Source organism: Bacillus sp. ISO11 (genome assembly GCF_003458115.1).
GTDB classification, from domain to species: Bacteria; Bacillota; Bacilli; order Bacillales; family Bacillaceae_G; genus Bacillus_A; species Bacillus_A cereus.
Map to the genome: position 1 here is coordinate 1 of NZ_QXCO01000038.1, position 26,126 is coordinate 26,126.

The window sequence follows — 26,126 nt, forward strand, 5'->3', positions numbered from 1 at the left end:
AGCAACTAACGAACATTAGACAGACGGCACGAACAAGCCGTAAAAACGAAAAAAATCTACACACTTGGTCATTCCATCGTTTAGCACAATTCATCGAGTACAAAGCGACATTAGTTGGCATAAAGGTTGAATATGTGAACCCTTCTTATACAAGTCAAACATGTCCGAAATGTTCTGGAAAGAACAAGGCGCAAGACAGAAAATACAAGTGCCAATGTGGGTTTGAGAAACATCGGGATATCGTTGGGGCGATGAATATTCGCTACGCAACTGTGGTTGGCGGTAATAGTCAATCAGCCTAAGAACCTATAAGGTCTGTCTTAGGAGGGGTGATGGCACACCCTCATCTTGAAGGCTGTTCAAAACAGAAATGGACTGCGAATGTTTAGTCATTCAAGAATCCCATCCGTTACACCGTAAGGTATAGGACTTGCGGCTTTAGCCGTGGGAGTGTCAAACGGGAATTGGTTTTTTGGTGTGTGTTGTTAGCATAATTATTGACGGCCTAAAGGAGGGTTGTTTCTTTGAAGTCAGTATAACTTAAATAAAAAGAAAATTCAAAATAAAATGATGGATCTTTACATATTTTTAAACTTTAACACAAAAATGTAAAGATATGGTTTATGATGAGTGATGAAACACTCTCCTATGTTTCTAGTGATTGTATCTTTTATCTGTTTTTGGTGCGAAATCTGTTGATAGATTTTGCACTTTTTTATTTAATGTTTAATAAGATCAGTGTGATTTTTTTAAGGGGGAAATTAGTATGTTTGGGAATAAAGAAAATGAGATTAAAGAATACCTTATAAAAGAAGGTTATGAGATTAAAGAATATTTAAGAAAAAATGGAGATTGGTACTATTTTAAAGTACATACTTTTTGGTCAGGAACGCACTTAGTAAAAGTAAAAGATGGAGTATTTGGTTTTAGAATAGAAAAAGCGTAAATCTCATAATAAAAAAATGTAACTAGGGGTCACGCCACATCGCTATCAAGCTAAGATTATGCAAAGTCAATTTTAGGCGAGAGTGTTTCTTTTTTCTAAAGGGCAAGTGTAGGAGATTAAAAGATTTGCATACGAAATAAACCCTAACGGTTTTCATTTTTTGAATTAAGCGGCTTGATTATCAGACATGGTACAATTGTAAACGACACCTAATATATCAAAGACCGTTTTTTTCTCATATCGATGAGATTTCCGCCCGTTTTGCTGTAGGAGATTGAACAAGCGAAGTAACACCTTTGATAGCTCTTGGGTGTTTTTTTGTATAGTTTGGAATAAAAGAAGAAAATAGTCTTTGATCATATATATGGCTTTATACTCACTAAGCTCTCGTTTTTTCTTCATTAGGAGCAATTGTCGCATTTGAAACATGATAGAAGAACAGAGTAGAATGGCAATCAATTGACCATATAAATGGCACTCCAGTCGTTCTGGTTTTATCTTTTTACAATGATGAATTTGAAAGAATGACTTCCACGTTTTAAATAAAATTTCGATTTGCCAACGTAAAGAATACCAATCATGTACTTGTCCCGTCGGGACAATATCTGTAGGGGTGTTTGTCATATATACATTGATACCACTGAGTCGTTTACTACGAGGAGAATACTTCATTCCTTTCTTTTTTTCTCTTACAATTTGATCTTGTAATCGTTTTTGTTGCTGTTGTTTTGTTAATCGATGAACAATTACACGAGCTGGCATTTTATCAATCATTCCTACATAAGCATCAGCTATTTCACATGTTTGTCCTGGTTGAAGGGAGTTCATTAACGTCTCCATATCTATCTGTATATACTCTGTATCTTTCTTAATTCTTCCATCTTGAAAATAATCAGGGGTAGGATTTTTTTGATAAATACGTGTATTCGACTTGATACGAGAGATATAGTAGGCCTCCTTATCTTGTATATATTGAAGGTCTTTCAAATGAAAATAACCTAAATCTCGGATACATAAATCATTCGCTGTCACAGTTGGGGCACACAGAGAGCCGTAAGTGCGATCATGTTGTGTACCTGGGCCTGTATGAATATGTAGGAACTGTCCACTTAACAAATCATACTCAAGTTGAATTTTTATTCCAGCTGTATGGCTGCATCCTCCTGCACCTGGATAAACCGATGAAAATACATCTGGGAGTTGAAATGCAGTTGAATCTAAAATACGAACACGCTTGAAAACAGAAGTGTATGGCGAAGAAATCGGCATAGATGCGTCCATTTTTTTGTTTAGTAGTTCAGCTAGTAGGCGTTGTAAAAGTTGGACAGCCGCCTCATTAAACCGTTGATTCAGTCCTTCGGGACTGATGAGCACTTCTGTTGATGCTTCTAAACAGCTACATAACTGAGTTAAAGAGGTTTTTTGCGACATTTTGACTCATCCATACACATAAAGCTACTAAATCTTGTGCTTGATACTTACTTGTTCGCTGTACAAATCCAACATCTCCAGCTAGATTCTGTAAGGTATTTGAGGATAAAAGACTCTTAATCTCCTGTGCAAATAATTGTAAGTCATCAGATACAGAATTAGACATACAAAAAACGCCATCCTTTCCTATAATTCTACAGTAAGAATAACGTCTTTTTTGCTTAATGAACAGTGTGAAACCTTAGCTTTATGGCAATGTGACGGTACCTCATTTAGTCGTCTGATAACATTACATATTTACATAATTTTCGTTATCGAAAGTTACCGTATTCATGTTTTAAAAGAGAATATACCTTAGAATCGCAATACATACCATTGATCATTACACTTTGTCTTAATGTTCCTTCATATGTCATTTTTAGCTTTTGCATAACTCGTTCAGACGCTGTATTCCTTATGTCGCATCTTCCTTCAATACGATTTAAATCTAATTCTTGAAAGCCAAACTTTATTAGTTCTTCTAAAGCTTCAACGATAACTCCTTTTCCCCAATACAGTGGGTTAATAACGGCTCCTAAAGAAGCGCTACTGTGTGATAATTTCCAGATGCCACAGGTGCCAATAGCTTTCTGATCCCCCTTAAAGATAATAGACCATATGAAAGACTTACCTTTCTTAGCTGTATCCATCGTATTTTCTAAAAAAATACGAGTTTCATCTTTATTCTTATGTACCTCTCGAGGTACATATGTAGTTGTTTGAGGATCCGAATAGACTTCAAATAAATCATCTAAATCATGAAAATCTAGTTTTTTTAATAAAAGACGCTTTGTTTCTAATTTTGGGATTTTATATGTATCTTCCATACTCTCACCTCAGTTAATCGTTATTTATATATTATATACCTTATTCATGTAAAGTTTACATAACCTATCATTATAAGTAGTCAACAATCAATAGAATTTTCGTTATGGGGGGATTTTGATTTTTTAGGTTGATAGCGATGGGGTCACCATATCAAAAAAAGATAATTGTGCGTTTAGACATATTTTTCAGCCACTTCCTGTTCGTTAAGGAACTCATTATTTTTTTACAGTTTTTTATTAAGAAATTCTAAATAACTAATTATAATAGGTGAAGAAAACGATCAATAGTTGGGGTACGGAAAGGATTCGGATTTACATTCTTTCTCAATACATATCATGGATAAATAAAGTAAAATATGGGTTGGGGCTATGTCTCATGTTGTGTTAATCCTAACAATAACTAAGGGTACATAATATGCTTTCATACCTTTGAATAATTTTGTTATAGAAGGGATGGAGATTTAACTGGCTCAAATTGTTGGTATTGATAGATACCTTTGTACTGGGGCTTTAATCTATATGCGTGAGGGCCTTTCCCTAAGTCTTTTCAGGAAGTAAGGATCAGTAAGCAAACACTTATACAATATGAATAGAGGAGAGGAATACCTTATGAAAATACGTATTCAAATTACATGTGCAAGTCTGGCCCTTGCAATAGCTGGAAGTTCCCTGTTATATACAACACCAACCTCAATTGTAAAAGCAGAGCCTACTCAAAATGTATCTAGTTCGTTACAAACAAATACTCAACGAGATCGTACTTCCGTCAAGCAAGCAATGCGGGATACATTGCAACTTGGATACCCGGGGATACTTGCTAAAACTTCTGAGGGTGGAAAAACGTGGGGATATGCCGCTGGAATAGCGGATCTGAGAACCAAGAAACCAATGAAAACAGATTTTCGCTTTCGCATTGGGAGTGTGACGAAGACGTTCACCGCAACAGTTGTACTTCAATTAGTTGGAGAGAATCGCCTGAAGCTAGACGACTACATCGAAAAATGGTTACCTGGTGTCATTCAAGGAAATGGATATGATGGTAACAAGATTACTATCCGGCACATATTGAACCATACAAGTGGTATCGCTGAATACTCAAGGTCAAAAGACGCTGATTTTACGGATACAAAAAAATCGTATACGGCTGAAGAGTTAGTGAAGATGGGGGTTTCTCTGCCTCCAGACTTTGCTCCAGGAAAGGGCTGGTCTTATTCAAACACAGGATACGTATTACTGGGCATTCTTATTGAAAAAGTAACTGGAAACAGCTATGCGGAAGAGGTTGAAAATCGAATTATTGAACCACTTGAATTGTCGAATACATTCCTACCAGGCAACTCAAGTGTTATTCCAGGCACTAACCATGCCCGTGGATATGTCCAACCAGACGGAGCAAGTGAGCTAAAAGACGTTACTTATTATAACCCAAGTGCAGGTAGCTCTGCTGGAGATATGATTTCTACTGCTGACGACTTAAACAAATTCTTCTCTTACTTGCTCGGTGGCAAATTACTGAAGGAACAGCAACTAAAACAAATGCTTACTACAGTTCCTACAGGAAAAGAAGGAATCGATGGATATGGTCTTGGAGTCTATGAAACTAAGCTGCCAAGCGGTGTCTCGATATGGGGACACTCAGGTGGCATTCTAGGGTTTACAACTCTAGTTGGAGGTACACTTGGAGGCAATCATACGTTGGTCGTCAATTGGAATAGTTTGGGTAGAACTGGCAGTCCTAATCCTTTTAAAAATATTTTACTTGCTGAATTTAGCAAGTAGGAAAAAAGGAAAAATTTATCGTAGTTTTCATAGTTAAAAATATACTTTTCTGTTTCAAAAGCCCCAACTTATTTTCAAAAAAAATAAGTTGGGGCTTTTTTGTTTTGGTGGCGTTTATTCTTCTTAAGTTGACGGCCATGTGGCGGGACCCCATGCCCATCAACCTAAAGTTTTATTACACCCCCATAACGAAATTTTTAGGATTTCTTGTAACGAAAAAGCTTATTTATCGTTTTGGGGGTGAACTGTTTTCTTAGATTGATGGCAATGGGGTCCCGCCAACAAAACGCGAATTTCGTACGCTAAGGATTTACTAAGTTAAAAAACTTGAGTTTACCGTACGTTAAGAGGGTTCCTTAAACGATATTTAATGTTTGTTATGGTACTTTGTTTTGGGTAATGAGTTTTGGAACTGATTTTTGAACATATTTCTGTTAGTTTCGTTAGAACTCAATAAGGTTCCTTAAACGACCGTTTTTGGTTCTGTTTTATTGAAAATAAAAAAGAGTCTGGATGCAAGACTCTTTTTTTTAACATAGTTTATTAATAGATTGCTTTCGTATTAAAACTACTATTACTCCACCGCATATACATACTCCATAAATAATGCTTGCGATATTTCCGAAGATTTCTAATCCAAAAGGGAGTAAAAATGTAGCAATTCCTACTACATAAGCAAATATACCGAATAATTTAGCTAATTTATTTTTATCACCAACAAAAGTTTCTTCCTGATATCCTGCAATAAGAGATAAGCGTTTTTTTATATGAATTTGGTAACCACTTATCATAATAATTAAACTAAGAATCGTGCAAATCCCTAATCCCACCAACATTTTCACTGTCCTCACCATCCTTTTCATTATTTTACCATATTCAAGTTAGTGTTTTATATGCTTAACGTACGAATTTCGCGTTATGTTGGTGGAACCCCATGCCCATCAAGCTAAAAAGAACGAGTTACCCCAAAACAATAAAAAGCGGGCGAAATGTACACGTTTTTCGTTCTGAGGGTATTATGAGATCTTAAGTTGATGGATGGATGTGTGGCGAGACTATATGAAAGAAAGCTTTGCTCTTTTAACCAAAAACGGTCGTTTATGGTTAGATGAAATACTTACAGCTTTTTATGTGGTGCCCATTTTTTAAGATGTAATAAAAGGTAGAATAGTTGTATCAGGAATTTGCCAAATTCCTTGTATCTGTTGTCCCATATGGAAGAATCTCGTATATTTTTGCAGCAAGTGCCTGAGGAGACTCCCTTGACCCTCTTTTAATCCAATCGGTAACAATATTGAAGATACCGCCTGCTAAAAACAGGATTTGCATTCTGCTCATGTCATGATCGTGTGTAATATCCGCTTGAAAGACCTTTTCCATTGTGTAATTCAAGTAATTAAGCATCATATTAGATATATTTGAATCAATTAACTTTCCTGACGGCTTCTGTGCAGAGACAAATCCCTCTATGATATATTCAATAATTAGCTGCATACTTTCATACGGATCCAAACTATCAACCTCTTTCAAGAATTGTTGAACAATTTCATCCACGGATGCTTGCACGACGTCGTAAACGTTGCGGTAGTATTTATAGAATGTGACTCTGGCAACTCCAGCCTTTTTACAAATAGCTGTTACGGTTATATCTTGCAATTTATGTTCATGCAACAGTGCGCTCAATGCCTCCATAATGTATGTTTGAGAGTGTATACTGTCTTCTCTTGACTTCCTCAAAGCTAACACATCCCTTCATTCTGTTCGTTTTAAGTGTAAATAATCACATATTGCTTGAAAGATGAAAATTCACTGTTATACTTACACTTGTAAGTACAATTGTTAGTGCGGTGATAATTTCATTGTATAAAAGGACATTATCGCTGTCAATGTGTACCATTTTCTTTGTTTTTTACTGGCAATTTGTCGCCATTTTGCAAGCTATAAATAGGGAGGGATATTCAGATACAATCTATAATAAGTATTTTAAAATCTTGTTATATAAATAATATGTAATTTATGCATTTGTACGTTTCTAGATTACAACGTAAGAAGAATAATTTTTGATAAGAATAGGGTGAGATTTAATTGGCAAAACATCTGTATAAGTTAGGATATTGGGCAGTAAATCATAGGAAGAAGGTTGTATTCAGCGCACTCGCAATTCTTATTGCATTAGTGCTTTTTGCAGTCAACATGGGTTCCTCTTTCAAGGACGAGCTGAGTATTCCGAATACACCAGCAGATAAAGCAGGAAAAGTAATTGAAAAAGAGTTTAAAGCGATGCAACCAGCAGGTGCCCAAGTAAAAGTGGCATTTAAAGCACCAAAAAACGAAACCTTGGAGTCAGCGGAAGTACAACAGAAAATTGCAGGAGTTCTTGAAGAGATAAAAAAAGACTCAGCTGTTGATTCTGTGGCAGCACCGATACAACTGCAGAACCTTAGTGAAGATAAGACAATTGGATATGCAGTTGTTACGTACAAAGTAAAAGCAGAAAAGGTTACAGAAGCTTCTAAAGATAAGATTTTAGATAGTATTGAAACAACAAGAGATGCCGGCATTCAAACGGAGTTATCAGGAGGCGATGTTACGTTTTCTGACTCAGAGACTTCAGGTATGACTGAAATTGTCGGAGTTCTTGTTGCCTTCGTAGTCCTGGCATTTACCTTTGTGTCTTTTCTAGTAGCTGGACTGCCGATTCTCACTGCGATAATCGGATTAGCAATTGGAATGCTAGGAATCATGATTGGAACCAATTATGTGGAAATCCAATCAGTTTCCTTATCATTAGCTGCCATGCTGGGACTCGCAGTAGGCATAGACTATGCACTCTTCATTATCAATCGTTTTAGACAGCAGCTTGCACAAGGAGATTCTGTTCCAGAATCTGTTGCCATCGCAACGGGAACAGCGGGAAGTGCCGTAATCTTCGCAGGATTAACTGTTATTATAGGTCTTTTGGGACTGTCTGTTACAAAGATTCCATTCCTGACAGCGATGGGCGTATCAGCTGCCTTTACTGTGCTTGCAGCTGTGTTGGTTTCCGTCATCATATTACCAGCCATTTTGGGACTTGTCGGCCATAAGATTGCCCCATCTAAACAAAATCGATTCTTGCAAAAGATGACTGGGGCAGGTAAGAAACATGCTGGTTCAAATAAATGGGGAGAATTTGTCATAAGACGTCCTCTGATTGTCACGATTTTCGCAATCGGACTACTTGCAGTGATTTCAATTCCGTTTTTCCATATGAACCTTGGCTTGCCTTCTGATGGAACAACAAAGTCCACAGAAACGACAGAAAGAAGAGTATATGATTTGTTGACGGAAGCGTATGGGGAAGGATTTCATGCTTCTTTAATGGTAGTAGCAAAATCAGAAGAAGCAACAGCTGAAACGCAAAATGCTATGAACACCATCGCAAAAGAATTGGGTAACCTACCTGACGTGAAAAGTGTGACACCAGCTATCCCTGGGCCTTCTGGAAAGATTTATATGATTTCTATTACACCAAAAACTGGACCTGACGATACAAAGACAAAGGATTTGGTAAAAGCAATCAGGGACAAATCGAACCAAACCGAGAAAAAAAATGAAATTGAACTAATGGTAACGGGCACAGCAGCGATGAATATTGATATCGTGCAAAAGCTGAGTGACGCCTTGCCAGTTTTTGCTGCCCTTATTGTGGGACTTGCGTATGTACTCTTAGTTCTAGTGTTTAGATCTCTGCTCATTCCATTAAAAGCAGTATTAGGGTTTCTACTTTCTCTTGGCGCTACGTTGGGAGCCGTGGTATTTTTCGTGCAGGATGGACATTTCCAAAATATATTTGGGTTCCCGGCTGCCGGTCCGATCTTAGCCTTCTTGCCTGTCATTCTGATTGGCATCTTGTTCGGACTCGCCATGGACTATGAGGTGTTCCTAGTGAGCAAAATGCGGGAAGTATATACGCATACAGGTGATCCGAAGAGAGCTATTGTAGAAGGAATGCGGGAGAGCGGGAGAGTTGTAGTCGCAGCGGGATTAATTATGATGTCTGTATTTATTGGATTCATGTTGGCGCCTGATACCATCATTAAATCCATAGGCATGGCTCTTACATTCGGTGTTTTCTTTGACGCATTCATCGTGAGAATGACAATCGTACCTGCAGTCATGATTCTCATGGGTAATTCAGCCTGGTACTTGCCAAAATGGCTGGATAAAATTTTGCCTAACATTGATGTTGAAGGAGAAAGCATTATACATCGCGTAGAAAACAAAAATGAAAAAATATATAAACAGAACCGTTAAATTTAATTCATAGTTGTATTCATTAAAAAAACCGCTTCCCTATAAAATAGGAGCGGTTTTTTAGAGAGAGTATGGATACTCCTTCGCTAATTATGTAAATATATAAAAGGAACTAAGGTTTTGCACTATCCATAAAGCAAAAAAGACGTTATCCTTTCTGTATAATTATGGGAAAGGATGGCGTTTCTTTATGAATCTTTCGATTCTTGACGAACTTCAACCGATCGCTGAAGAATTACAACGACATATGTCTCCTCATGTTTTAGAACACCTAGCCAAAGAAAAAGGAACAAACCGAAAAAAGGTTGAAAGAACAAGCCAAAAGAGAAAAAAAGAAAGGTATTATCTACAAAGAACGGAGTAAAAGGCTGAGTGGAATCAACGTGTATATTACGAACATTTCTGCAGAAAATGTTCCAACGGAACATATCCATGACTTCTATTCATTACGTTGGCAAATTGGCGTGTCCAGATAAGGACACATTATCTAGTTGGTGAAAGTCCAATCGGGAGAATAGACTCCACTCCCGTAGCCTGAGAGGCGCCATGAAGTGAAAGCGACATGGCGAAGCCCTCTGACATCACATGCAAAAGGCATGTGGGCAAATCTCCAGGTTGTAACGTACAGTGAACGTAGATGTAGCCTCGTTACACGCAATTCCGGTGGCTGAGACGGTCGATAACGTGCGAAAGCAACAAGAACTGACCGAAACGAGTCTGGAACGGCAGTTCTCACCGGCGGGGTATCAGCGGCGACATGGAGAGAAAGATAATGTGGAAACTGGAGAAGCCCTCGACACCCGATGAAGAAACCTCATCGAGGAGACCGTCTCTATAACCGCGATCGGGAAGTGAGAACGGTAGGTGTCAGGGTGGCGGAACGGATCGTAGTACCAGAGATCTGCGTGCAGCAAAACGCGCGGGGAGGCAAGGGTCCGAACCTGTAAACATTTCGTATGACTAAAGGAGGCAAGGGTGCCATGACAAAAACACCCATCACTTTGCAGGAATTAAGGCAACGAATCTATCGAAAGGCGAAGTCTGAACCTACGCACCGGTTTTGGGGGCTATTTACCCACATTACCAAAATGACAACCCTTCACGAAGCATATCAACAGGCGAGGAAAAACAGCGGTGCTCCAGGCATTGATGGAAAAAGTTTTACTGATATAGAACTAGAAGGAGTTATCCCATTCTTAACGGGTATTCAAGAGGAATTGCAAGCTGGAATATACCGACCACAAGCCAATCGAAAAGTAGAAATCCCAAAGGCAAACGGCAAAATGCGAACTCTGCAAATTCCGTGTATACGAGATCGTGTAGTACAAGGAGCGCTAAAACTCATATTAGAAGCAATTTTTGAAGCTGATTTCTGTCCAAACTCGTATGGGTTTCGGCCGAAACGCTCTCCACATCAGGCATTGGCAGAAGTACGACGCAGTATATTGCGTCGTATGACCATAATAATTGATGTTGATTTGTCGCGCTACTTTGATACAATCCGACACAACATATTATTGGAGAAAATCGCGAAACGTGTCCAAGACCCACAGGTTATGCATCTTGTAAAACAGGTAATTAAGGCAACAGGAAAGATCGGTGTCCCGCAAGGGGGGCCATTTTCTCCACTAGCCGCGAACATTTACCTTAATGAAGTGGATTGGACATTTGATACCATTCGACGCAAAACAGCTGAGGGCAATTACGAAGCTGTAAACTATCACCGTTTTGCCGACGATATAGTTATCGCTGTAAGCGGACACTCCAGTAAAAGTGGATGGGCTGAACTGGTATTACGACGACTGTGGGAACAGTTAAAGCCTTTGGGAGTTGAACTGAATCTGGAGAAGACTCAGATGGTCAATGTTCTAAAAGGAGAATCCTTCGGATTTTTAGGATTTGACCTGAGACGAATACCGAGCCGAAATAAGAATGGATTCTTCGTTTTCATGATCCCGAAGAAGAAAGCTCGCACGACAGTGAAAGCAAAAATTCGCGAACTCATTCAAAACGCAGGAGCGAAGCCAGCACAAGACTTAATAAAACAAATCAATGCCGTACTGACTGGATGGGTGAACTACTTCCGGGTTGGGAACTCTAGTCAAGCTTTCAGTGAAGTACGTGATTATACGGAGATGAAAATTCGCACACTGTTAACGAGAAGGAAACGAAGACGAAAGCGTAGCATCGGATGGCAGAGATGGAGTAACGAATATCTCTATGGTGTACTGGGGCTTTACTGGGACTGGAAAGTCCTTCCCCTGAAAAGTGCAGAGAGTTTCCGATGAAAGTGTCTGCCATTTGATAGGTCTCATAACCCTTTTGATGAAGTTTATGGGGTGAGCTGCTTGAGGGAAAACCTCACGAGCAGTTCTTATGGGGAGAGACTGGAAACGGGTCACAACTGATACCGCGCCAGTCTTTTACCCGACAAATTTTATTTAAAACATGGAAATCTTTCTTTCAAATTGACAGGTGCAAAGGAATCAAGAAAGAACGCTTAGAATGTCATTTATATGGGCAACTCATTAGTATCCTACTCTGTTCATCGACGATGTTCAAAATGCGTCAGTTACTCTTGGATAAGAAAAAGAAAGAGTTAAGTGAATACAAATCCATTTATATGATAAAAAATTATTATCTATTGTTTTATGAAGGATTACAAAAGGACATCCATGAATTATTAAAAGTTTTACTGCGCTTGTTTTATTTTTTAGAGAAAAACGGTAGAAAATCTCATCGGTACGAAAAGAAAACCGTCTTTGATATCTTAGGTGTTGTGTATGATTATACATTGTCACAAAGCTTCAAAGTTGCATAATATTTTTTAAAATACCTATTTAATAGGTTTATTTGTTATGACCACCTTTAGTACAGCCGTAGAAATTTTTAAAAATAACCCTCACATATATCCTCTTAGCGCCCTTAACTTGATGGCGATGTGGTGCTACCCTAATAGGATCAGTTTAATTATTTGAAAGGGGGAAATTAATATGTTTGGGAATAAAGAAAATGAAATTAAAGAATACCTTATACAAGAAGGTTATGAGATTAAAGAATATTTAAGAAAAAATGGAGAGTGGTACTATTTTAAAGTACATACTTTTTGGTCTGAAACACATTTAGTAAAAGCAAAAGATGGAGTATTTGGTTTTAGAATAGAAAAAGTGTAAATAGAGGGATTTATTCTGTATAAGTGCACTTATACAGAATAAATCGCATAATAAAAATACTGTGACTAGCAAAATTAAAGTTTACTTTCATTTCTTTCATCTTTAACCTAATTAGTGCTATAAGGGGTCTTGCAAACAAAACGTGAATTTTGTACGGTAAGGAATTATTCGGTGTCTTTTTTTAATAAATCAATTAATAAAATGAGTTATATAAATAATTTGTTATACTTCCATGTACCCTACTGATATAATATATAAGGAAATTATTGGTTAATTAATAGCGTACATATATTAGGGAGGTACATAAGTCATGGAGTTAATAGTTTCTTCATTTGTATTAGTGGTAATATTCTTTATTCTTTCGATATCTTTAAGTGGTAAAGGTCAGCGAATAGCAAAAGAAGTTTTAAAAGAGCTTATTAATGGTCCTGAGGGAAAAATGTTGGTAGGTTTTTTCGGAACTTTAGCAGTTATAGGAGTAATTTTTATCATCTGGCTTTTATTGAACTAAGCATTCCAGTTACTCAGGCTGATACAAGGTGCAAGAAAATTACTGGATAATTAAAGGTACATATATATTAGGAGGTACATAAGTAATGATAGATATAATATTCTCATTCTTCTTAGTGGTTACTTATTTCATTATTTATCTCTTTTCAAGTGGAGAAAAGAAACAACAAGCAAAAGAAAATCTAAAAGAAGTTATTACAGGTGCGGATGGTAAACTCCTATTAGTTACTGTTATGGGAATTCTAATCATGGTAATCTGGTTATATTTTTATGGTTTAGGTTTATGAATATAAACTAAAATCATATCCAAGTATACGAGATAATGGTTCACCTGGGAAGTATGCGTATTATGGTGGAGAATAGGACACTGGTGGTCTTTTTGGAGAAGCTAAATGTGTTATGAAACTGATGAATCGGATAATAGGTAGTATATAAAGGTCTTATCTTTTTATAGGAAGATAAGGCTTTTTTATGCATAAAGAAAAGACACCCTAAGGTGCCTTTCTCTGACTTGAATCACTTTAATTTTAATAACACCATTTTACAACTACAAATATATCTTTAATCTTTCATATAATATTTTAACATTTTTTTCAGTTAATTGCATGTACTGATGAAAAATAGTCTATTTCTTGTAAACTCCTTTTCTCCATAACCACTCAATAGGACCATAGCGGAAATACTTACTCCAAATTTTGCTGAATATAATTTGTACAAATATAATTAAAAGCCCGAAGGTACATAGTTGCCAGTAATATACGTGTGAGACATCTTTCAAGTACAACGAAAGAATGACAAGAGTTATTATACTTTGGCTAATGTAATTCGTTAAAGCATATTTACCTACGTTCATAAAGGGCTGCAGCCACTCTCTATATTTTTTATTCTCACAAACTCTAAGTAGGGTACAAATATAGAATATAGCTAGCGTTTTCCCTCCAAATAGAATCCATAGTTGTATATCCTGAGAGTAATAGACATTCGCTTTTATAAAGTAGTAGATAATAGGATACGAGAGAAGACATGAAATACATAACGAACTCCACTGTAAAAATCTAATTTGCTGTATTAATTCTGGTACCCTTTTAAAAATATTTTTCTTGCCAGCCCATAAACCAATTAAAAATAACCCTATATATTCCGGAATTCCTATTAGTAGTTGCTGAAATTCCTGGGTCATTAGAAAGAAAAGACGTGTTTTTACTTGATGTGAATAATGTGTAAATAGATTTACCGTGTGATTGGTAGTGTTGCCTGTAAACATATATTGATAGTAGTTTGGCACTTCTGGAATAGAAGAACTTGTTCGTAAAAATACAATAATATGTAATACATAACTAACTAGTAGGAAACTAAAACCAGCTATAAAAATAAGCTTAGTAGATCGCTTATAAAAGAATAATAGAATAAATCCAGCTAAAGCATACGCATGTAAAATATCTCCGTACCATAGAAAGGTGAAGTGGAGTAAACCGAAGACTAGTAAGATACACAGTCTCCGTATAAATAGTCTATACATGGGATACCCTTTTGCTTCTGTATTTTTCATAAAGATGTAAAATCCTACTCCAAATAAGAATGCGAAAATAGTATAGAACTTTGATTGAATAAATAAATCTACTAAAAAGCGAATTACTTTATCTATACCAATATAACCCGCTTGATTAAAGGGATCTAGTCCCGTCATAGTGGGTAGATTCGCAAAAAGGATACATAGTATGGCTATACCTCTTATTATGTCTAAAGAATGAATACGGGCGTTTTGTTGCATGTAAATTCTCCTTTCTTACAAAGAAAAACGAGCACTATACTAGCTAGCGCTCGAATTACGTCTTGCAAAGAATCCATCATATGTAGCAGCTGAAACGGCTCCTTCTAGACGTTCAACTTCTTCACCTCTGTTATAAGCTACAACAACTGGAGTACCTGGAATGTCGAACTCTTGAAAGGCACTTTGATTTTCTGGTGTAGAGATATCAATACGATAAATGGTTCTATCATGCTTTTTCGACATACTATTGATGTCTGGAGCAGCCTTTTTACAATAATGACAGCTTGGTTGATAGTAATACGCAATGAATTCTTCATGGGATTGTATTTTTTGCTTTAATTCATCTTTTGAAATATCTTTTATAATCTCAGGTGATACTTTTGCGTCTGCAGCATATACAATTGTTTTTTCTGGTGTTATAGTTTCTGTTTGGACTGATTCATTCTTAGTTAAAGTAAAAATCGCGATACAAGCAACGCATAAAGTTGTGATAACGGCTCCGATTTTATAGACTTTTTTCATAGTAAATTCCTCCTTAAAATAAAAAAGGACAAACCTCGCCCGAGTTAACAGGGCGTAAGGTTTGTCCTTCACGCTACGTACAATAGAGTATAAACAATGGAAACAAATTTTCTATCTATATTTTAACATAGAATCTATATAAAATACTATACAAATTTAAGGCTGCGAAGAAAAAAATAACAAAACATATTTAAAAATTTCACGTACCGAATGGTTAAATTAAAATCACAAAAAATAAGGACATAGGGGCTTTTAAACTTCTTATTTACTGTTATTATTTATTTGTTTCTGAAACACCCAAGAATTTTGAATATGTGTAAGATCATATTCTTCTTATAGATGTCTCGACGCATCATCCAAGCTAAGGTCTTTGAAGGGAGTTGGACTTTCATAGTTTGATGGGTAGTGGTCTTATTATTACATTGAGTAAAATGGAAGGAGTCTAAGGGCTTTGTTTTTTATATAATTTAAGTATATTAAGTAACTTAAATATATCTATACCAATATGAATATATATATATTACAATGTATTAAGTGAATAAGTAGGAGGTAAGGTGATCGAAACAATTAAAGACGTTGTAGCAATAATCGTTTCAGTGTTCGGAATCATAAACACTGGTTTAGACATCCACTGTAGCGGGAGACATATATCGATATAACTCTTCAGCGAATAAAGATAATTCTTGTTTTTGATTTATATTCATAAAAAGCACGTCACCCTTTCTCATTTACATAAGAAAATAGTAACGTGCTTTTAACTTCAAAAATAGTCTAAAACCTTAAGTTGATGGATGTGTGACGCTACCCCTTTTAGGATGGGAATATCAATGATTGAATATTAATATTCTTTAACTGAGCAACAGTTTCAAAACTGATTTTTAATAGAAAAAAGGGTTACAAGGTTGATTGTAGCCCTTTTTTCAAGTGTTTTTTATTTTATACGAGTCCTATAATGATTACAAAACAGAAGTATGGTTCGAAATAGCGTTGATAATATGAACCCAATCATCGCAATGAATTTCGTGCCCCGATCCTTCTAGGGTTAGTAACAAAGCATGCGGAATTTCATTAACAAGAGCAAGACCATGCTCGTATGGAAGCACTGTATCTTCTGTACCATGGATAACCAAAGTTGGTATATTGATTCCTTTTAACTTCCCCTCATAAGAATCATCGCCTTTAAGAAGGGAGTGATTAAACATACTGAGTAGATTATTTGCTCGTTTTATTTCTTTTTCTACCTGCTTATAAGCCCTCTTCTCATCGAATTTATGCTTTGAACCACAGAGTAATGATGATCCTGTAACCAAGTAATTTGCAACAGATTCTTCATCCGACCAATTTAGTTTGGCCCCATTAGCATGGTAAGCGAGTATCTTCTCGTCAATCGGAGGCAAATTACGGTTGTTGTCTTCAGAACCAAAAATACTTGATGCAATCAAAGTTATACTTAGAACTCTCTGTGGGTTTCTTAAGGCTATAATTTGAGCAATCATTCCACCCAATGACATTCCAACAATGTGTGCTTGGTCAATATGATATGCATCGAGTACCCCAACCGCATCATCAGCCATATCTACCACAGTATAATGGGAACTCCCCGGCTCATAAGTAGTTGACCGTCCGACATCTCTATTATCATAACGAATAACATAACGGCCCTTATCAGCTAATTGTTGACAAAATTCTTCATCCCAATAAACCATTGAACACATGGCTCCCATAATCAGTAGTACTGCTGGATCTTCTGAATTGCCAAAGCTCTCTGTACATATATCAATGTCATTAATTTTAATAATTTTTTCATTCATGATTAAATCCTCATTTCATTCGTATTTAGTTAATAAAAAAGACACACTCAAATAAACCCAAACATCTTGAAATAAATAACTGGGCATAACAAATTGTGTTTAAAATTAACGTAAACGAATGAACTTGATAATCATGTTAAACACTCTCCTATAATAAGTGAATAAGAGTAAAACCCTTATTCACTTATTATAACATACCTCTATCATTTGGAATATTGTCTCGTTGTTTCTTTTTAATAATTGAAAAAATAATTCTTGTTGTATGAATCCGCACTCTTAGTTGAAGAAAAAAAGATGTTTATGTAGTCCGAATCTAGATTTGAAATAAAGTAGTACTGTTTATAAAAAAAGTCCTGCCGTTTTGAAAAAATGGTTTTAATTGTATTTTTTTGAACAGTTGTGCTAAAATATAAACATGAATACAAAAAATAAAACAAACAATCAAAAAGAAAAGTCATTTATTGAAAAAGCCCGGAGGGCTCAAATTATGGAATGTGCAATTGAAACACTTGCTGAAGTAGGTTATGTAAAAGCCTCTTTAGGACAAATCGCTAAACGTGCAAAAATAAGTAAGGGGGTTATTTCTTATTACTTTACAAACAAAGAGGAACTTCTAGAGCAAGTTATAATCGATTATTATATAGCTTGCCAGTCCTTTAGTTGTCCGCAAATTGAAGCTCAAACGACCCCAGAAGGAATGCTCCAAACGTATATTGAATCGAATCTGAAATTTATAGATAAACATCGAAAGCATGTATTCGCTGTTATAGAAATTGTTTCAAATGAAAGGACAGATGAAGGGAAACTTCGGTTTGCAGCAGACCATGATGAAACTATTTTTCTTCCCATTAAAAATATTCTACGTTTAGGGATGCAAGAGGGGGTGTTTCGAGAATTTTCCGAAACAGCCTTAAGGGTGATGGCTTTAACAATCAGGCATGCCATAGACGGATTTAGCCTCGAGCTAATGAGGAACCCCGATTTAAACGTTAAAGATTACACTAAAGAACTTATTACAATCTTTGAGCGGACAACTCAAAAGTAACATATCACCCTGATGAGGGGGAAGGTCATGATATTTTATGAGGTTATTTGTTTTTGCTGTAAAAGTGTATTTCGAGTAAATGAAGGAACTGAAAAATATAAGCAATTCAAGGAAAATCCAAAAGGGAAATATTGCTGTGACGAATGCAGTCATAAAATAAGACTGGAAGCAATTAAAAATTTTTTTAGATAGGGGCACTATCTACTTCTTATTTTTGCTAGTTTATAATGTCTAACATAATTCGACTTAAAATGATTAAATTTTTTTATAAATATTGTTTATATATTCATAAAGGAAAACTCCATTTTAATCAATCTTGTAACAAGAAGCATAAGACGGCCGTTTTGGTCAACTTATGCTTCCAACTGCGGCCAACTTATAGGTAAAGTGACAAATCTTTTGACAAAATGGAGTTTTTTTATTTGTTGTTAGATAAGGATAGGAGGATATTTTTTAATCCATCTTTATTTTAAAGCTACACCGAATCCTTAAGTTGATGGATGTGGGGTACCGCCACATGCCCATCAAGCTAACCAAGTAAATTACTAGGTACGAAATGACCCTTGTTTCAAAACTAGCAAGTGATAAAAAAGTAGGCATGCTAAAGAAGCCTATTAAAACGCGATTTTTTCGCTAGGCAGCTTGTCTATGCTTCAATGTTGTTTTATACACAATCCCTAGAATATCAAAGACGGTCATCTTCTTATGCCTATGACATTTACGATCGTTCTTTTTGAGCAGTTGATAAAGGCGATGCAGAATCTTTAAAAGTTCTTCTGTACCAAAAGCTATCGCCTGAAACAGTAACGGAAAGTAATCTTTAATTATATAAATCGCTTTGTATTCACTCAGTTCCTGGTTTTTCTTTTCAAGCAGAAACTGACGCATTTGAAACATCGTAGAAGAACAGAGGAGAATGCTGATGAGTTGTCCATATAAATGGCACTCTAGGCGTTCTCTTTTTATATTTTTGCATTCATCAATTTCAAAGAATGACTTCCACGTTTTAAATAAAATTTCAATCTGCCAACGCAGTGAATATAATGAATGCACGTAGTTTGTCGGTACTTCTTCTAGCGACGTATTCGTGATATACACATTTATGCCCATTAAACGTTTACTTTTATCCTTCATGACAATGCCTTTCTTCTTTTCACATATCGCTTGATTTTTCAGACGTGTTTGTGTTTGATCATCAGTTAAACGATGGATAATGACACGTGCTGGAAGTTTCTGATTTTGGCCAATGTATGCCTCGTGGATTTCCATCGTTTCACCAGGGATTAGGCCAGACAGCATTTGTGTCATATCGAGTTGGATGTATTCTGTTTGCTTTTTTAACATGCCGTTGTTGAAGTATTCTGGCTCGGGGTTCTTGATATAAATCCGTGTATTCAGCTTCAACCGCGAGATGTAGTAAGCTCCTTTATCATGAATAGTTTGTAAGTCTCCTAAATCGAAGTAACCAAGATCACGTAAACACAAATCGCCCACCTCTACGGCTTCAAGGCAGTTGGTACCGTATGTTTTATCATTATTCTTTCCTGGTCCAAGCTGCACGTTAAGGAATTGATCAGGCAGTTGAAACACTGTTGCATCTAGAATACGAATACGATTGAAAGTAGAGATTATATGTGCAGAAAGTGAGTGATTTGAACAGAGTTTTTGTGTGAGAAGAGAAGTAAAGACTTCTCGAAGAAATGCGACAGCTGTTGGATTAAAGCGTTGATTCAGTCCTTCTGGACTTATGAGTGTAGCTGTATTTGCATAAAGCTGACTACATAATCGAGTAAGAGAATCGCTTGCTACGTGTTGACTAATCCAAATACATAAAGCAGCCAAATCTCGTGCGCCATACTTACTTTTACGTTTTACGAAACCCTTCTCTTGTGCGAGCAGTTGAAGGGTACTTGGAGATAGAAATCGCTGTAGTTCTTCAGCGAATAAATGAAACTCATCTTGAATCGATAGAGTCATACAAAACGCCATCCTTTCTGTATTTTTTTACAAAAAGAATAGCTTTTTTTTCGCTTTATAAATACAATTTCTTTTTCAGTAAAAAATGACAAGGTGTAAATAAATCCTCAAGATAAAAGATCACCCGCTAATTTTAGCGGATGATCTTTTATCTTCCTCGGTGTTTTGCTTTCCGTTTTTGGATTTTCATTTGTCGTTTTTTTTCTTGTAATTCCTCTTTCTTTTGACGCGTAATACATTGTTTCATTTTCTTTTTTTGTTCTAATTCTATTCTCAACACTTCATAGGATTTGTTAGAAACTCCTTGATTTTTCATTTCCTTGGCTGCTAACCTTATCAATCTTTTGGGACTAATAGTCTTATTTTTTCTTTTATCAATAGAGTTTTTAACACCTGATGTACCCTGTAATAGCGGAATCATATCATGAAATATAAAATCTAGTATTTCACTATCTTTTGGTTCAGAACCAAAAGTATGTTTACATACCTTCAATTTGTTGTTTTCATACATTTCTACAATTCCAATCCAAAACTGTCCATCAAAATAAATTGTAAGTTTCATTGAGAATCCCCCTTGTTTAATACATGAGTGATGGACATCCCAGGGGGGAAGGTTACTGACAATAATTATTTAATTATTGCGTCCGGACTACCAACCGAACTGTGTTTTTTCACTCTAAAGTTATTATATTCCAAAATTTTAATTTATAAACATTTTGATAATATCAATTAAGTTAAATTATTTTTTATATTTATTAAAACATATCAAACTACTTATCCTCTAAGAAAATCTTATAATATGCTGAGAATGGAAAATTTGTGACTTTTATATAAATAAAATTCATTTTTAACGTTTTAGGGTAGTGTATTCTTGTTAGCTTGATGGGCATGCTTAGTAACCCCTAATACCGTAACTTTTAATTGACATTTTAGTACGAACGTACTAAAATAGCGTTATGACAAAAACAAAAGATAAAATCATTCAAAAATCAATGGAGTTCATTTCTAAATATGGCTATGCTAATTTTTCAATAGGAAATATTGCCAAAGAGTTACACATAAGCAAAGGAGTTGTTAATTACCATTTTCCTCAAAAGGAGTTGTTACTAAAAATAATAATTACTCAGTTTTATGAAAAAGCAGTCATTTATATGAGCGAGCACATGAAAATGAATACAAACGCAAAAAGCACCTTAGAATCATACATCGAGTCTAACTTGAGATTTGTATCTGAAAATAAATCAGAAACATTGGCCCTAACAGAAATAGTGTTAAATGCAAGAAATGAAGATGGACAATTGATCTTTATGGACGAAGATAAATCCGTGTTCAAGCCATTAATCGAGATATTTGAATATGGTCAAGATGTTGACGGAAGTTTCAGGAAATTCTCTCCTGAAATAATGGCCAGAGCGGTTAGAAGTGTAATCGATAATTTTAGTTCAGTAATTGCAAAAGATGAAATAACTGATGTTGATTCAGTAATAAACGATATAAAAACAATATTTAATAAAGCAACAGAAAAGGGGAATTAAAAATGAATAAAAATGATTTAATCAGACTAGTTGGGGTTATCTTTTTTATTTTTTCAGTTCAAGGGATTTTAAGAGCTTTAATCAATATGATTCTTGGTCACCCATTAGTTTTCAACTTGTTCCATCTTTCTAGTCTCATTTCACTCATAATCTATGTAATTCTTTTCGGATTGGGAATTTTGTTAGTTGTAAAGACAAAACCGTTTAGTAAATAAAAAATTAATACATTTCTATTTCCTCCTGTATACCGTACTCAAATTAAATTAATATACCTATCATTCTTGATAACTAAAAAAGGCTTATTCCTTATCTATTTTTTGATAAAAAGTAAGCCTTTTTTCCATTATTAAATTCTAAATTTATTTACCAAATAGACGACTCCAAAGTGATTTTTTCTGTTCTGAAGCTGCTATTAGACGCTTGCTATCTTGTATTTCTCTTAATACTTGCATTAATTGAATATCTCTTTGTTCTTCTCTTATTACTCGCTGGGCATCAGTTTCCTGTAAAAGTTTACTCTGTTGATCCAATCTTTGAATTAACTCTAAATTAAGTTGTTCTATAGGAAGGATTATGGTAATTAATCAAGTCGCTTGTTTAACAACAGCAACCCTTTTTACGTATGTAAACTTTGGTTAGTTTACGTTGTCATCCGTTTTCGAATCTCATGTCATCAACGCTTACGATAAGATAACTACATGTAGAAGGGGAAAAATTTCGTTTAGGGGATACTTTAAAATCTTAGCTTGAGGGCATGGGGTACCGCCAGCATCTCGGAAAAAAACCACGCTAAGGATTTTTGAACCATTTTAACGCTAATTTAAATTGTGTTGTATTAGGCGCTAGTTAAATTTAAAAGATTTCATTAAAATAAAGTATAATGTAGATTTTAATTTTTTAATGGAGGAAAAATTATGGAACGAGTCGATGTAGTATATGCACTTATTTATGATGATACAAACAGAAAAATTCTTATGGTCGGAAACAAACGTGAAAATGGTAGTGAATGGAGCCTCCCAGGAGGGGCAAGAGAAAATGGAGAAACCTTAGAACAGGCAGTTATCCGTGAGACATTTGAAGAAACAGGGTTAACGGTTGAAATTAAAGATGTATTTGCTATTAATGAAAAGTTTTTTCCACATGCACATGCTGTAATATTCACCTTTGTAGCTAGAATAGTCGGAGGTGAAATATCTATTCAAGACAAAAATGAAATTACTGATATTAGTTGGATAAACATAAAAGAAGCTGAAGAAATTATGTTTTACTTTCTTGATGGCGTTCATAATTTATTAGAAAAAGGACTAGTAGCTCCTTACTACTTCCAAACTAAGTAGAACAAAAAGAGCAATTAAGTAGTTTAAAACATTTAGAAAGCTAATTCTATCTATATATTAAGAAAGAATTAGCTTTTTGGTATTTATTTTTCTTAGCGTGGTTTTTTTCCGAAATGCTGGCGGTACCCCATCGCCATCAAGCTAACAAAATAAGTATCAAGTCGAATACACGTATTTATCAAATAAATCCCAACCCTGATTACTTTCAAAATTCAAAACTAAATCAAAAACAGTATGGTTTAACTTAAGCTAACCATACTGTTTTTGAGTGGTGTTTATTTTTTCGAGAACCCGAGTAAATCTATTGAATCATCTGGTGTAAATAATTCCTTCGAATAATTAAGTAATAAAAGAACTGTACTAATATAAAACTTGTGAATATCAGAATGGAGTTTCCTGTAACAGGTAAATCTACCCCTGCTTTGCGCTGTACTAAATATTGTAATGCCATAAAGGCTACACTACTATGAGTAATTGCAACAATAATAGGAATAAAACATAATATGCTAAGTTGCTGCGTCACAATTCTTTTTAATTCTTTTTGAGTTAATCCTATTTTAGAAAGCATTTCATATTGTTTTTTGTCCCGCTCTAAATCAGTAAATAGACGGAAATATAAAAAGCTTATTGCAAACACAAAGAATACAATCCCCACTAGCACACTGATAGTAGCTAGTATTGCATTAAATCGTTTACTTTCCATCCAATCTAAATATAACGAATGAAAATTGTAAAACACCTTTCCTTTTTGAGTATCAGAATCGATTATTTTCGTAATCTTTTTAGAAATTTCTTCTGTATCAGTCCAATTTTGAATTAAATAACCGTAATTCGTATACCAATCTGCTATATTTTCTTGTAATTGTGATGCCCTTTTTAATTTTTCGTAAACTGAATCAGCAACAACAACGTAAACTCCATTTGTCGGTCTCATTTTATTATTTAACAATAACTTCGAGTTAGAAAGATGAATATGCGTATCTCCTTCTTTCAGTATAGAGGCTTCTTTCTTTAATTCATTCTCAGATTGTTGTTTCATTCTATTTTTAGATGGAAGAATCAAACTATCCTGTTCATTCTTTAAAGTTTCTGTGGGATACCCCAGTATTTTCGCTGTTGCATTAAAATCAGTAAGCTTCATAACCTCAAACCTATTATGTGTTGCAATAATGGTATAAGACGCTAATTTATATGAAAATCCAGTAGCATTTAATTGCTTTTCTATCTCAGAAACATGAGATTTTTCTAAAACATTTCCTTTATAGGATGTATAAGTAAATGCATAAGGACTTTGAGCTAATGCTAATTGTCTACTACCTATAGCAAGACAAACACCAATAGATGTCAAAGTAACTGTTGATAGAATCGCGACTATAAATAGTGTTTTTGCATTATCTGTTATTCGATACGATAATTCTGATATGGTTAACAGATTCGTCTTCTTAAAAAATATGTGCTCACGCTTTTGTAATGTTTTAATCAGATAAAAACTAAGCTGCGTAAATAAAAAGTAGGTTCCTAATACACTAAAGAATACACAAGCTAACAGAGCATAAATATAGTGATTTCCTGTTTTCAACGCAGTATCTAGATAAAATGCTGCAGCATAACCAATACTAATAAACAAAATCGCGAATATAGCTAACCATTTAGATACTTTTGGTTCTGGCTTTGGTTTTTCTTCTGATTTCATCAATTCAATTACCTGAGTTAGTTTAATTATTCTTGTAGTAAAGAACGAAACCAATAAAAATAACAACAAGAATGAAATACTTGTCACAAGGATTGCCTTTGTTGGAAAATAGAATGGCAATCCTCCTTTTAAAACAAATATAGATGCACTTACTAATAAGATTAACTTCCCAAAAATAAGCCCAATTCCAATTCCTACAATAATTGAACTACTCCCAATTAACATGTTTTCAATGAAAATTAACTGTTTTAATTGGAAATTCGTCATGCCATGAAATGTTAAGATACCAAATTCACGTTTTCTCGTCTTCAAGAATGTGCCAACAGAATATAAAATAAAGAAAAAAGAAAAAAATATAATTAAATATTGAGCAATTTTAAATCCTTGTGCACCCAAACCAATCATAGATTCACTTGTTGCTCCAAGCTTTCCACTAAATTGGGGATGAAATGTAAGTAACTCAAACGTGAAAAAAATCATTACAGTAAAAACACTGCTCAGAAAATATCCTAGATATAATCGCTTATTACGAATGACATTATTCCAGGCCAATTGACGAAAACTCATTCTCGGTTCCTCCTAATAGAGACAATTCATCCATAATTTTCTTATAAAAAATTAAGCGATTATCTTCACATCTAATCTCGTTATAAAGCTTTCCGTCTTTAATAAATACTACTCGATCACAGTAACTGGAAACCAATGGATCATGTGTTACTAACACCATAGTTGTTTGGCGCTCCTTATTTAATTTTACTAATAATTGCATTACATCATTTGCAGCTTTTGAATCCAAATTCCCTGTCGGCTCATCTGCAAGAACTAATTGTGGAGAATGGATTAATGCACGAGCAATTGCTGTCCGTTGAGCTTGTCCTCCAGAAATTTCATATAGGCGTTTATGTAAAATCTTTTCTATACCCAATTGTATAGAAATTGATTCTACTCGTTTGTTCATTTCTGACAGATTCACGTTTTCTAACGTAAGTGGAAGAACAATATTTTCTTTCACTGTTAATGTATTCAGAAGGTCAAACGATTGAAAAATAAATCCCAATTCACGACGTCGAAATAATGCTAATTCATCAGCTGGCAATCGATCAGGGGTTTTTTCATTAATTAATACTTCTCCTGAAGTCGGAGTATCAATAGTGGAAATCATATTGAGCAGAGTTGTTTTTCCACTTCCTGATGGCCCCATAATTCCTACAAACTCGCCCTTATTTATTGTTAAATTAATATTTGTAAGTGCTTCATATGATACCTTCCCAGTATAAGTTTTATTTAATTCACGAACCTTTAATGTTTCCATCTAGTAAGTCTCCTTTATATTCTACCTTTTCAAAATAAGTGTAATGCGCATACTTTCTTTTTCATATTGAATAACCTTTCATTTATCTGACAGCGTTGTAATGTTTCTGAAAATAAGGAATA

The 26,126-nt window shown here is 35.1% G+C and carries 24 protein-coding genes and 4 pseudogenes; 16 read left to right on the top strand and 12 right to left on the bottom strand.

Annotated features, from left to right (window positions below; all coding sequences use genetic code 11):
* Together D1166_RS26650 and D1166_RS26660 are read left to right on the top strand one after the other, a co-directional pair.
* On the top strand, window positions 1-302 hold a 302-nt coding region (locus D1166_RS26650; protein WP_133300471.1), incomplete at its 5' end, for an RNA-guided endonuclease TnpB family protein.
* 464 nt (window positions 303-766) lie between these two features.
* On the top strand, window positions 767-946 hold the full coding sequence (locus tag D1166_RS26660; RefSeq protein ID WP_097842882.1) for a hypothetical protein: 180 nt from the start codon (window positions 767-769) through the stop codon (window positions 944-946).
* 165 nt (window positions 947-1,111) lie between these two features.
* Here the strand turns inward: D1166_RS26660 and D1166_RS26665 are convergent.
* Together D1166_RS26665 and D1166_RS26670 are read right to left on the bottom strand one after the other, a co-directional pair.
* Window positions 1,112-2,543: pseudogene (locus D1166_RS26665) on the bottom strand (IS4 family transposase).
* A 145-nt stretch (window positions 2,544-2,688) separates the two neighbouring features.
* A complete protein-coding gene (locus tag D1166_RS26670; RefSeq protein ID WP_063549430.1) occupies window positions 2,689-3,243 on the bottom strand; it encodes a GNAT family N-acetyltransferase in 555 nt (184 codons plus the stop codon).
* Between the two features lie 609 nt (window positions 3,244-3,852).
* Here D1166_RS26670 and D1166_RS26675 point away from each other — a divergent pair.
* A complete protein-coding gene (locus D1166_RS26675) occupies window positions 3,853-5,022 on the top strand; it encodes a serine hydrolase domain-containing protein (RefSeq protein WP_118043488.1) in 1,170 nt (389 codons plus the stop codon).
* Between the two features lie 530 nt (window positions 5,023-5,552).
* On the opposite strand, the gene D1166_RS26680 is transcribed toward D1166_RS26675, so the two are convergent.
* Together D1166_RS26680 and D1166_RS26685 are read right to left on the bottom strand one after the other, a co-directional pair.
* The gene (locus D1166_RS26680; protein ID WP_084065987.1) at window positions 5,553-5,858 is read right to left on the bottom strand and encodes a DUF3784 domain-containing protein; all 306 of its coding nucleotides are present in this window, start codon (window positions 5,856-5,858) and stop codon (window positions 5,553-5,555) included.
* Between the two features lie 340 nt (window positions 5,859-6,198).
* Window positions 6,199-6,714, bottom strand: coding sequence for a TetR/AcrR family transcriptional regulator (locus tag D1166_RS26685; protein ID WP_097842892.1), 516 nt, complete (start codon window positions 6,712-6,714; stop codon window positions 6,199-6,201).
* Window positions 6,715-7,107: 393 nt separating this feature from the next.
* On the opposite strand from D1166_RS26685, the gene D1166_RS26690 reads away from it, so the two are divergent.
* From D1166_RS26690 to D1166_RS26730, 8 genes and pseudogenes are all read left to right on the top strand, one after another.
* The gene (locus tag D1166_RS26690; protein ID WP_165851677.1) at window positions 7,108-9,318 is read left to right on the top strand and encodes an MMPL family transporter; all 2,211 of its coding nucleotides are present in this window, start codon (window positions 7,108-7,110) and stop codon (window positions 9,316-9,318) included.
* 190 nt (window positions 9,319-9,508) lie between these two features.
* Window positions 9,509-9,682 carry a hypothetical protein gene (locus D1166_RS31405; RefSeq protein WP_165851678.1) on the top strand — a complete coding sequence of 58 codons (174 nt, stop codon included), beginning with the start codon at window positions 9,509-9,511 and terminating at the stop codon, window positions 9,680-9,682.
* Window positions 9,603-9,785 (top strand): annotated as a pseudogene (locus tag D1166_RS26695) (IS4 family transposase); the annotation flags it as partial. The gene D1166_RS31405 and the pseudogene D1166_RS26695, both read left to right, overlap by 80 nt.
* Before the next feature lie 513 nt (window positions 9,786-10,298).
* Window positions 10,299-11,606: a group II intron reverse transcriptase/maturase gene (gene ltrA, locus D1166_RS26710; protein WP_097856535.1), complete on the top strand. Its 1,308-nt coding sequence runs from the start codon at window positions 10,299-10,301 to the stop codon at window positions 11,604-11,606.
* Window positions 11,607-11,749: 143 nt separating this feature from the next.
* Window positions 11,750-12,139, top strand: a pseudogene (locus D1166_RS26715) (IS4 family transposase); the annotation flags it as partial.
* A 172-nt stretch (window positions 12,140-12,311) separates the two neighbouring features.
* A complete protein-coding gene (locus D1166_RS26720) occupies window positions 12,312-12,491 on the top strand; it encodes a hypothetical protein (protein ID WP_097846267.1) in 180 nt (59 codons plus the stop codon).
* A 310-nt stretch (window positions 12,492-12,801) separates the two neighbouring features.
* Entirely contained in the window at window positions 12,802-13,002 is a 201-nt protein-coding gene (locus D1166_RS26725; protein ID WP_097846268.1) for a hypothetical protein, read from the top strand.
* An 85-nt stretch (window positions 13,003-13,087) separates the two neighbouring features.
* Entirely contained in the window at window positions 13,088-13,288 is a 201-nt protein-coding gene (locus D1166_RS26730; protein WP_000565399.1) for a hypothetical protein, read from the top strand.
* A gap of 338 nt (window positions 13,289-13,626) precedes the next feature.
* Here D1166_RS26730 and D1166_RS26735 read toward each other — a convergent pair whose 3' ends face one another.
* The 3 genes from D1166_RS26735 to mle all read right to left on the bottom strand — a co-directional run bounded on the left by D1166_RS26735 (window position 13,627) and on the right by mle (window position 17,105).
* On the bottom strand, window positions 13,627-14,772 hold the full coding sequence (locus D1166_RS26735) for a DUF418 domain-containing protein (RefSeq protein ID WP_097856534.1): 1,146 nt from the start codon (window positions 14,770-14,772) through the stop codon (window positions 13,627-13,629).
* 39 nt (window positions 14,773-14,811) lie between these two features.
* A complete protein-coding gene (locus D1166_RS26740) occupies window positions 14,812-15,294 on the bottom strand; it encodes a thioredoxin family protein (RefSeq protein WP_097846270.1) in 483 nt (160 codons plus the stop codon).
* 956 nt (window positions 15,295-16,250) lie between these two features.
* Window positions 16,251-17,105: an alpha/beta fold macrolide esterase gene (mle, locus tag D1166_RS26745; RefSeq protein WP_097842640.1), complete on the bottom strand. Its 855-nt coding sequence runs from the start codon at window positions 17,103-17,105 to the stop codon at window positions 16,251-16,253.
* 415 nt (window positions 17,106-17,520) lie between these two features.
* Between mle and D1166_RS26750 the strand changes: the two genes are divergently transcribed.
* A complete protein-coding gene (locus D1166_RS26750; protein WP_073540908.1) occupies window positions 17,521-18,150 on the top strand; it encodes a TetR/AcrR family transcriptional regulator in 630 nt (209 codons plus the stop codon).
* 27 nt (window positions 18,151-18,177) lie between these two features.
* The gene (locus D1166_RS26755) at window positions 18,178-18,342 is read left to right on the top strand and encodes a DUF2197 domain-containing protein (RefSeq protein ID WP_069355893.1); all 165 of its coding nucleotides are present in this window, start codon (window positions 18,178-18,180) and stop codon (window positions 18,340-18,342) included.
* A 441-nt stretch (window positions 18,343-18,783) separates the two neighbouring features.
* Here the strand turns inward: D1166_RS26755 and D1166_RS26760 are convergent, their stop codons facing one another.
* Window positions 18,784-20,127, bottom strand: a complete 1,344-nt coding sequence (locus D1166_RS26760; protein WP_118043489.1) for an IS4 family transposase — start codon at window positions 20,125-20,127, stop codon at window positions 18,784-18,786.
* A gap of 148 nt (window positions 20,128-20,275) precedes the next feature.
* Complete coding sequence (locus D1166_RS26765) at window positions 20,276-20,689, bottom strand: YjdF family protein (RefSeq protein ID WP_097842642.1); 414 nt, start codon at window positions 20,687-20,689, stop codon at window positions 20,276-20,278.
* Between the two features lie 394 nt (window positions 20,690-21,083).
* On the opposite strand from D1166_RS26765, the gene D1166_RS26770 reads away from it, so the two are divergent.
* Window positions 21,084-21,662, top strand: coding sequence for a TetR/AcrR family transcriptional regulator (locus tag D1166_RS26770; protein WP_097842643.1), 579 nt, complete (start codon window positions 21,084-21,086; stop codon window positions 21,660-21,662).
* A gap of 2 nt (window positions 21,663-21,664) precedes the next feature.
* Complete coding sequence (locus D1166_RS26775; protein ID WP_097842644.1) at window positions 21,665-21,877, top strand: hypothetical protein; 213 nt, start codon at window positions 21,665-21,667, stop codon at window positions 21,875-21,877.
* Window positions 21,878-22,021: 144 nt separating this feature from the next.
* Here D1166_RS26775 and D1166_RS26780 read toward each other — a convergent pair.
* A pseudogene (locus D1166_RS26780) lies at window positions 22,022-22,225 on the bottom strand (DUF3967 domain-containing protein); the annotation flags it as partial.
* A 351-nt stretch (window positions 22,226-22,576) separates the two neighbouring features.
* Here D1166_RS26780 and D1166_RS26785 point away from each other — a divergent pair.
* Entirely contained in the window at window positions 22,577-22,999 is a 423-nt protein-coding gene (locus D1166_RS26785) for an NUDIX hydrolase (RefSeq protein ID WP_118043490.1), read from the top strand.
* Between the two features lie 301 nt (window positions 23,000-23,300).
* Here the strand turns inward: D1166_RS26785 and D1166_RS26790 are convergent, their stop codons facing one another.
* Both D1166_RS26790 and D1166_RS26795 read right to left on the bottom strand, forming a co-directional pair.
* Entirely contained in the window at window positions 23,301-25,259 is a 1,959-nt protein-coding gene (locus D1166_RS26790; protein ID WP_097842646.1) for an FtsX-like permease family protein, read from the bottom strand.
* Complete coding sequence (locus tag D1166_RS26795) at window positions 25,231-26,004, bottom strand: ABC transporter ATP-binding protein (protein ID WP_097842647.1); 774 nt, start codon at window positions 26,002-26,004, stop codon at window positions 25,231-25,233. The genes D1166_RS26790 and D1166_RS26795 overlap by 29 nt, the downstream gene beginning before the upstream one ends.
* Between the last annotated feature and the right edge of the window lie 122 nt (window positions 26,005-26,126).

Coding starts and splice junctions, on each gene's coding strand:
- D1166_RS26660 (WP_097842882.1), top strand. CDS start 767: ATGTTTGGGAATAAAGAAAATGAGATTAAAGAATACCTTATAAAAGAA.
- D1166_RS26670 (WP_063549430.1), bottom strand. CDS start 3,243: ATGGAAGATACATATAAAATCCCAAAATTAGAAACAAAGCGTCTTTTA.
- D1166_RS26675 (WP_118043488.1), top strand. CDS start 3,853: ATGAAAATACGTATTCAAATTACATGTGCAAGTCTGGCCCTTGCAATA.
- D1166_RS26680 (WP_084065987.1), bottom strand. CDS start 5,858: ATGTTGGTGGGATTAGGGATTTGCACGATTCTTAGTTTAATTATTATG.
- D1166_RS26685 (WP_097842892.1), bottom strand. CDS start 6,714: ATGGAGGCATTGAGCGCACTGTTGCATGAACATAAATTGCAAGATATA.
- D1166_RS31405 (WP_165851678.1), top strand. CDS start 9,509: ATGAATCTTTCGATTCTTGACGAACTTCAACCGATCGCTGAAGAATTA.
- ltrA (WP_097856535.1), top strand. CDS start 10,299: ATGACAAAAACACCCATCACTTTGCAGGAATTAAGGCAACGAATCTAT.
- D1166_RS26720 (WP_097846267.1), top strand. CDS start 12,312: ATGTTTGGGAATAAAGAAAATGAAATTAAAGAATACCTTATACAAGAA.
- D1166_RS26725 (WP_097846268.1), top strand. CDS start 12,802: ATGGAGTTAATAGTTTCTTCATTTGTATTAGTGGTAATATTCTTTATT.
- D1166_RS26730 (WP_000565399.1), top strand. CDS start 13,088: ATGATAGATATAATATTCTCATTCTTCTTAGTGGTTACTTATTTCATT.
- D1166_RS26735 (WP_097856534.1), bottom strand. CDS start 14,772: ATGCAACAAAACGCCCGTATTCATTCTTTAGACATAATAAGAGGTATA.
- D1166_RS26740 (WP_097846270.1), bottom strand. CDS start 15,294: ATGAAAAAAGTCTATAAAATCGGAGCCGTTATCACAACTTTATGCGTT.
- mle (WP_097842640.1), bottom strand. CDS start 17,105: ATGAATGAAAAAATTATTAAAATTAATGACATTGATATATGTACAGAG.
- D1166_RS26750 (WP_073540908.1), top strand. CDS start 17,521: ATGAATACAAAAAATAAAACAAACAATCAAAAAGAAAAGTCATTTATT.
- D1166_RS26755 (WP_069355893.1), top strand. CDS start 18,178: ATGATATTTTATGAGGTTATTTGTTTTTGCTGTAAAAGTGTATTTCGA.
- D1166_RS26760 (WP_118043489.1), bottom strand. CDS start 20,127: ATGACTCTATCGATTCAAGATGAGTTTCATTTATTCGCTGAAGAACTA.
- D1166_RS26765 (WP_097842642.1), bottom strand. CDS start 20,689: ATGAAACTTACAATTTATTTTGATGGACAGTTTTGGATTGGAATTGTA.
- D1166_RS26770 (WP_097842643.1), top strand. CDS start 21,084: ATGACAAAAACAAAAGATAAAATCATTCAAAAATCAATGGAGTTCATT.
- D1166_RS26775 (WP_097842644.1), top strand. CDS start 21,665: ATGAATAAAAATGATTTAATCAGACTAGTTGGGGTTATCTTTTTTATT.
- D1166_RS26785 (WP_118043490.1), top strand. CDS start 22,577: ATGGAACGAGTCGATGTAGTATATGCACTTATTTATGATGATACAAAC.
- D1166_RS26790 (WP_097842646.1), bottom strand. CDS start 25,259: ATGAGTTTTCGTCAATTGGCCTGGAATAATGTCATTCGTAATAAGCGA.
- D1166_RS26795 (WP_097842647.1), bottom strand. CDS start 26,004: ATGGAAACATTAAAGGTTCGTGAATTAAATAAAACTTATACTGGGAAG.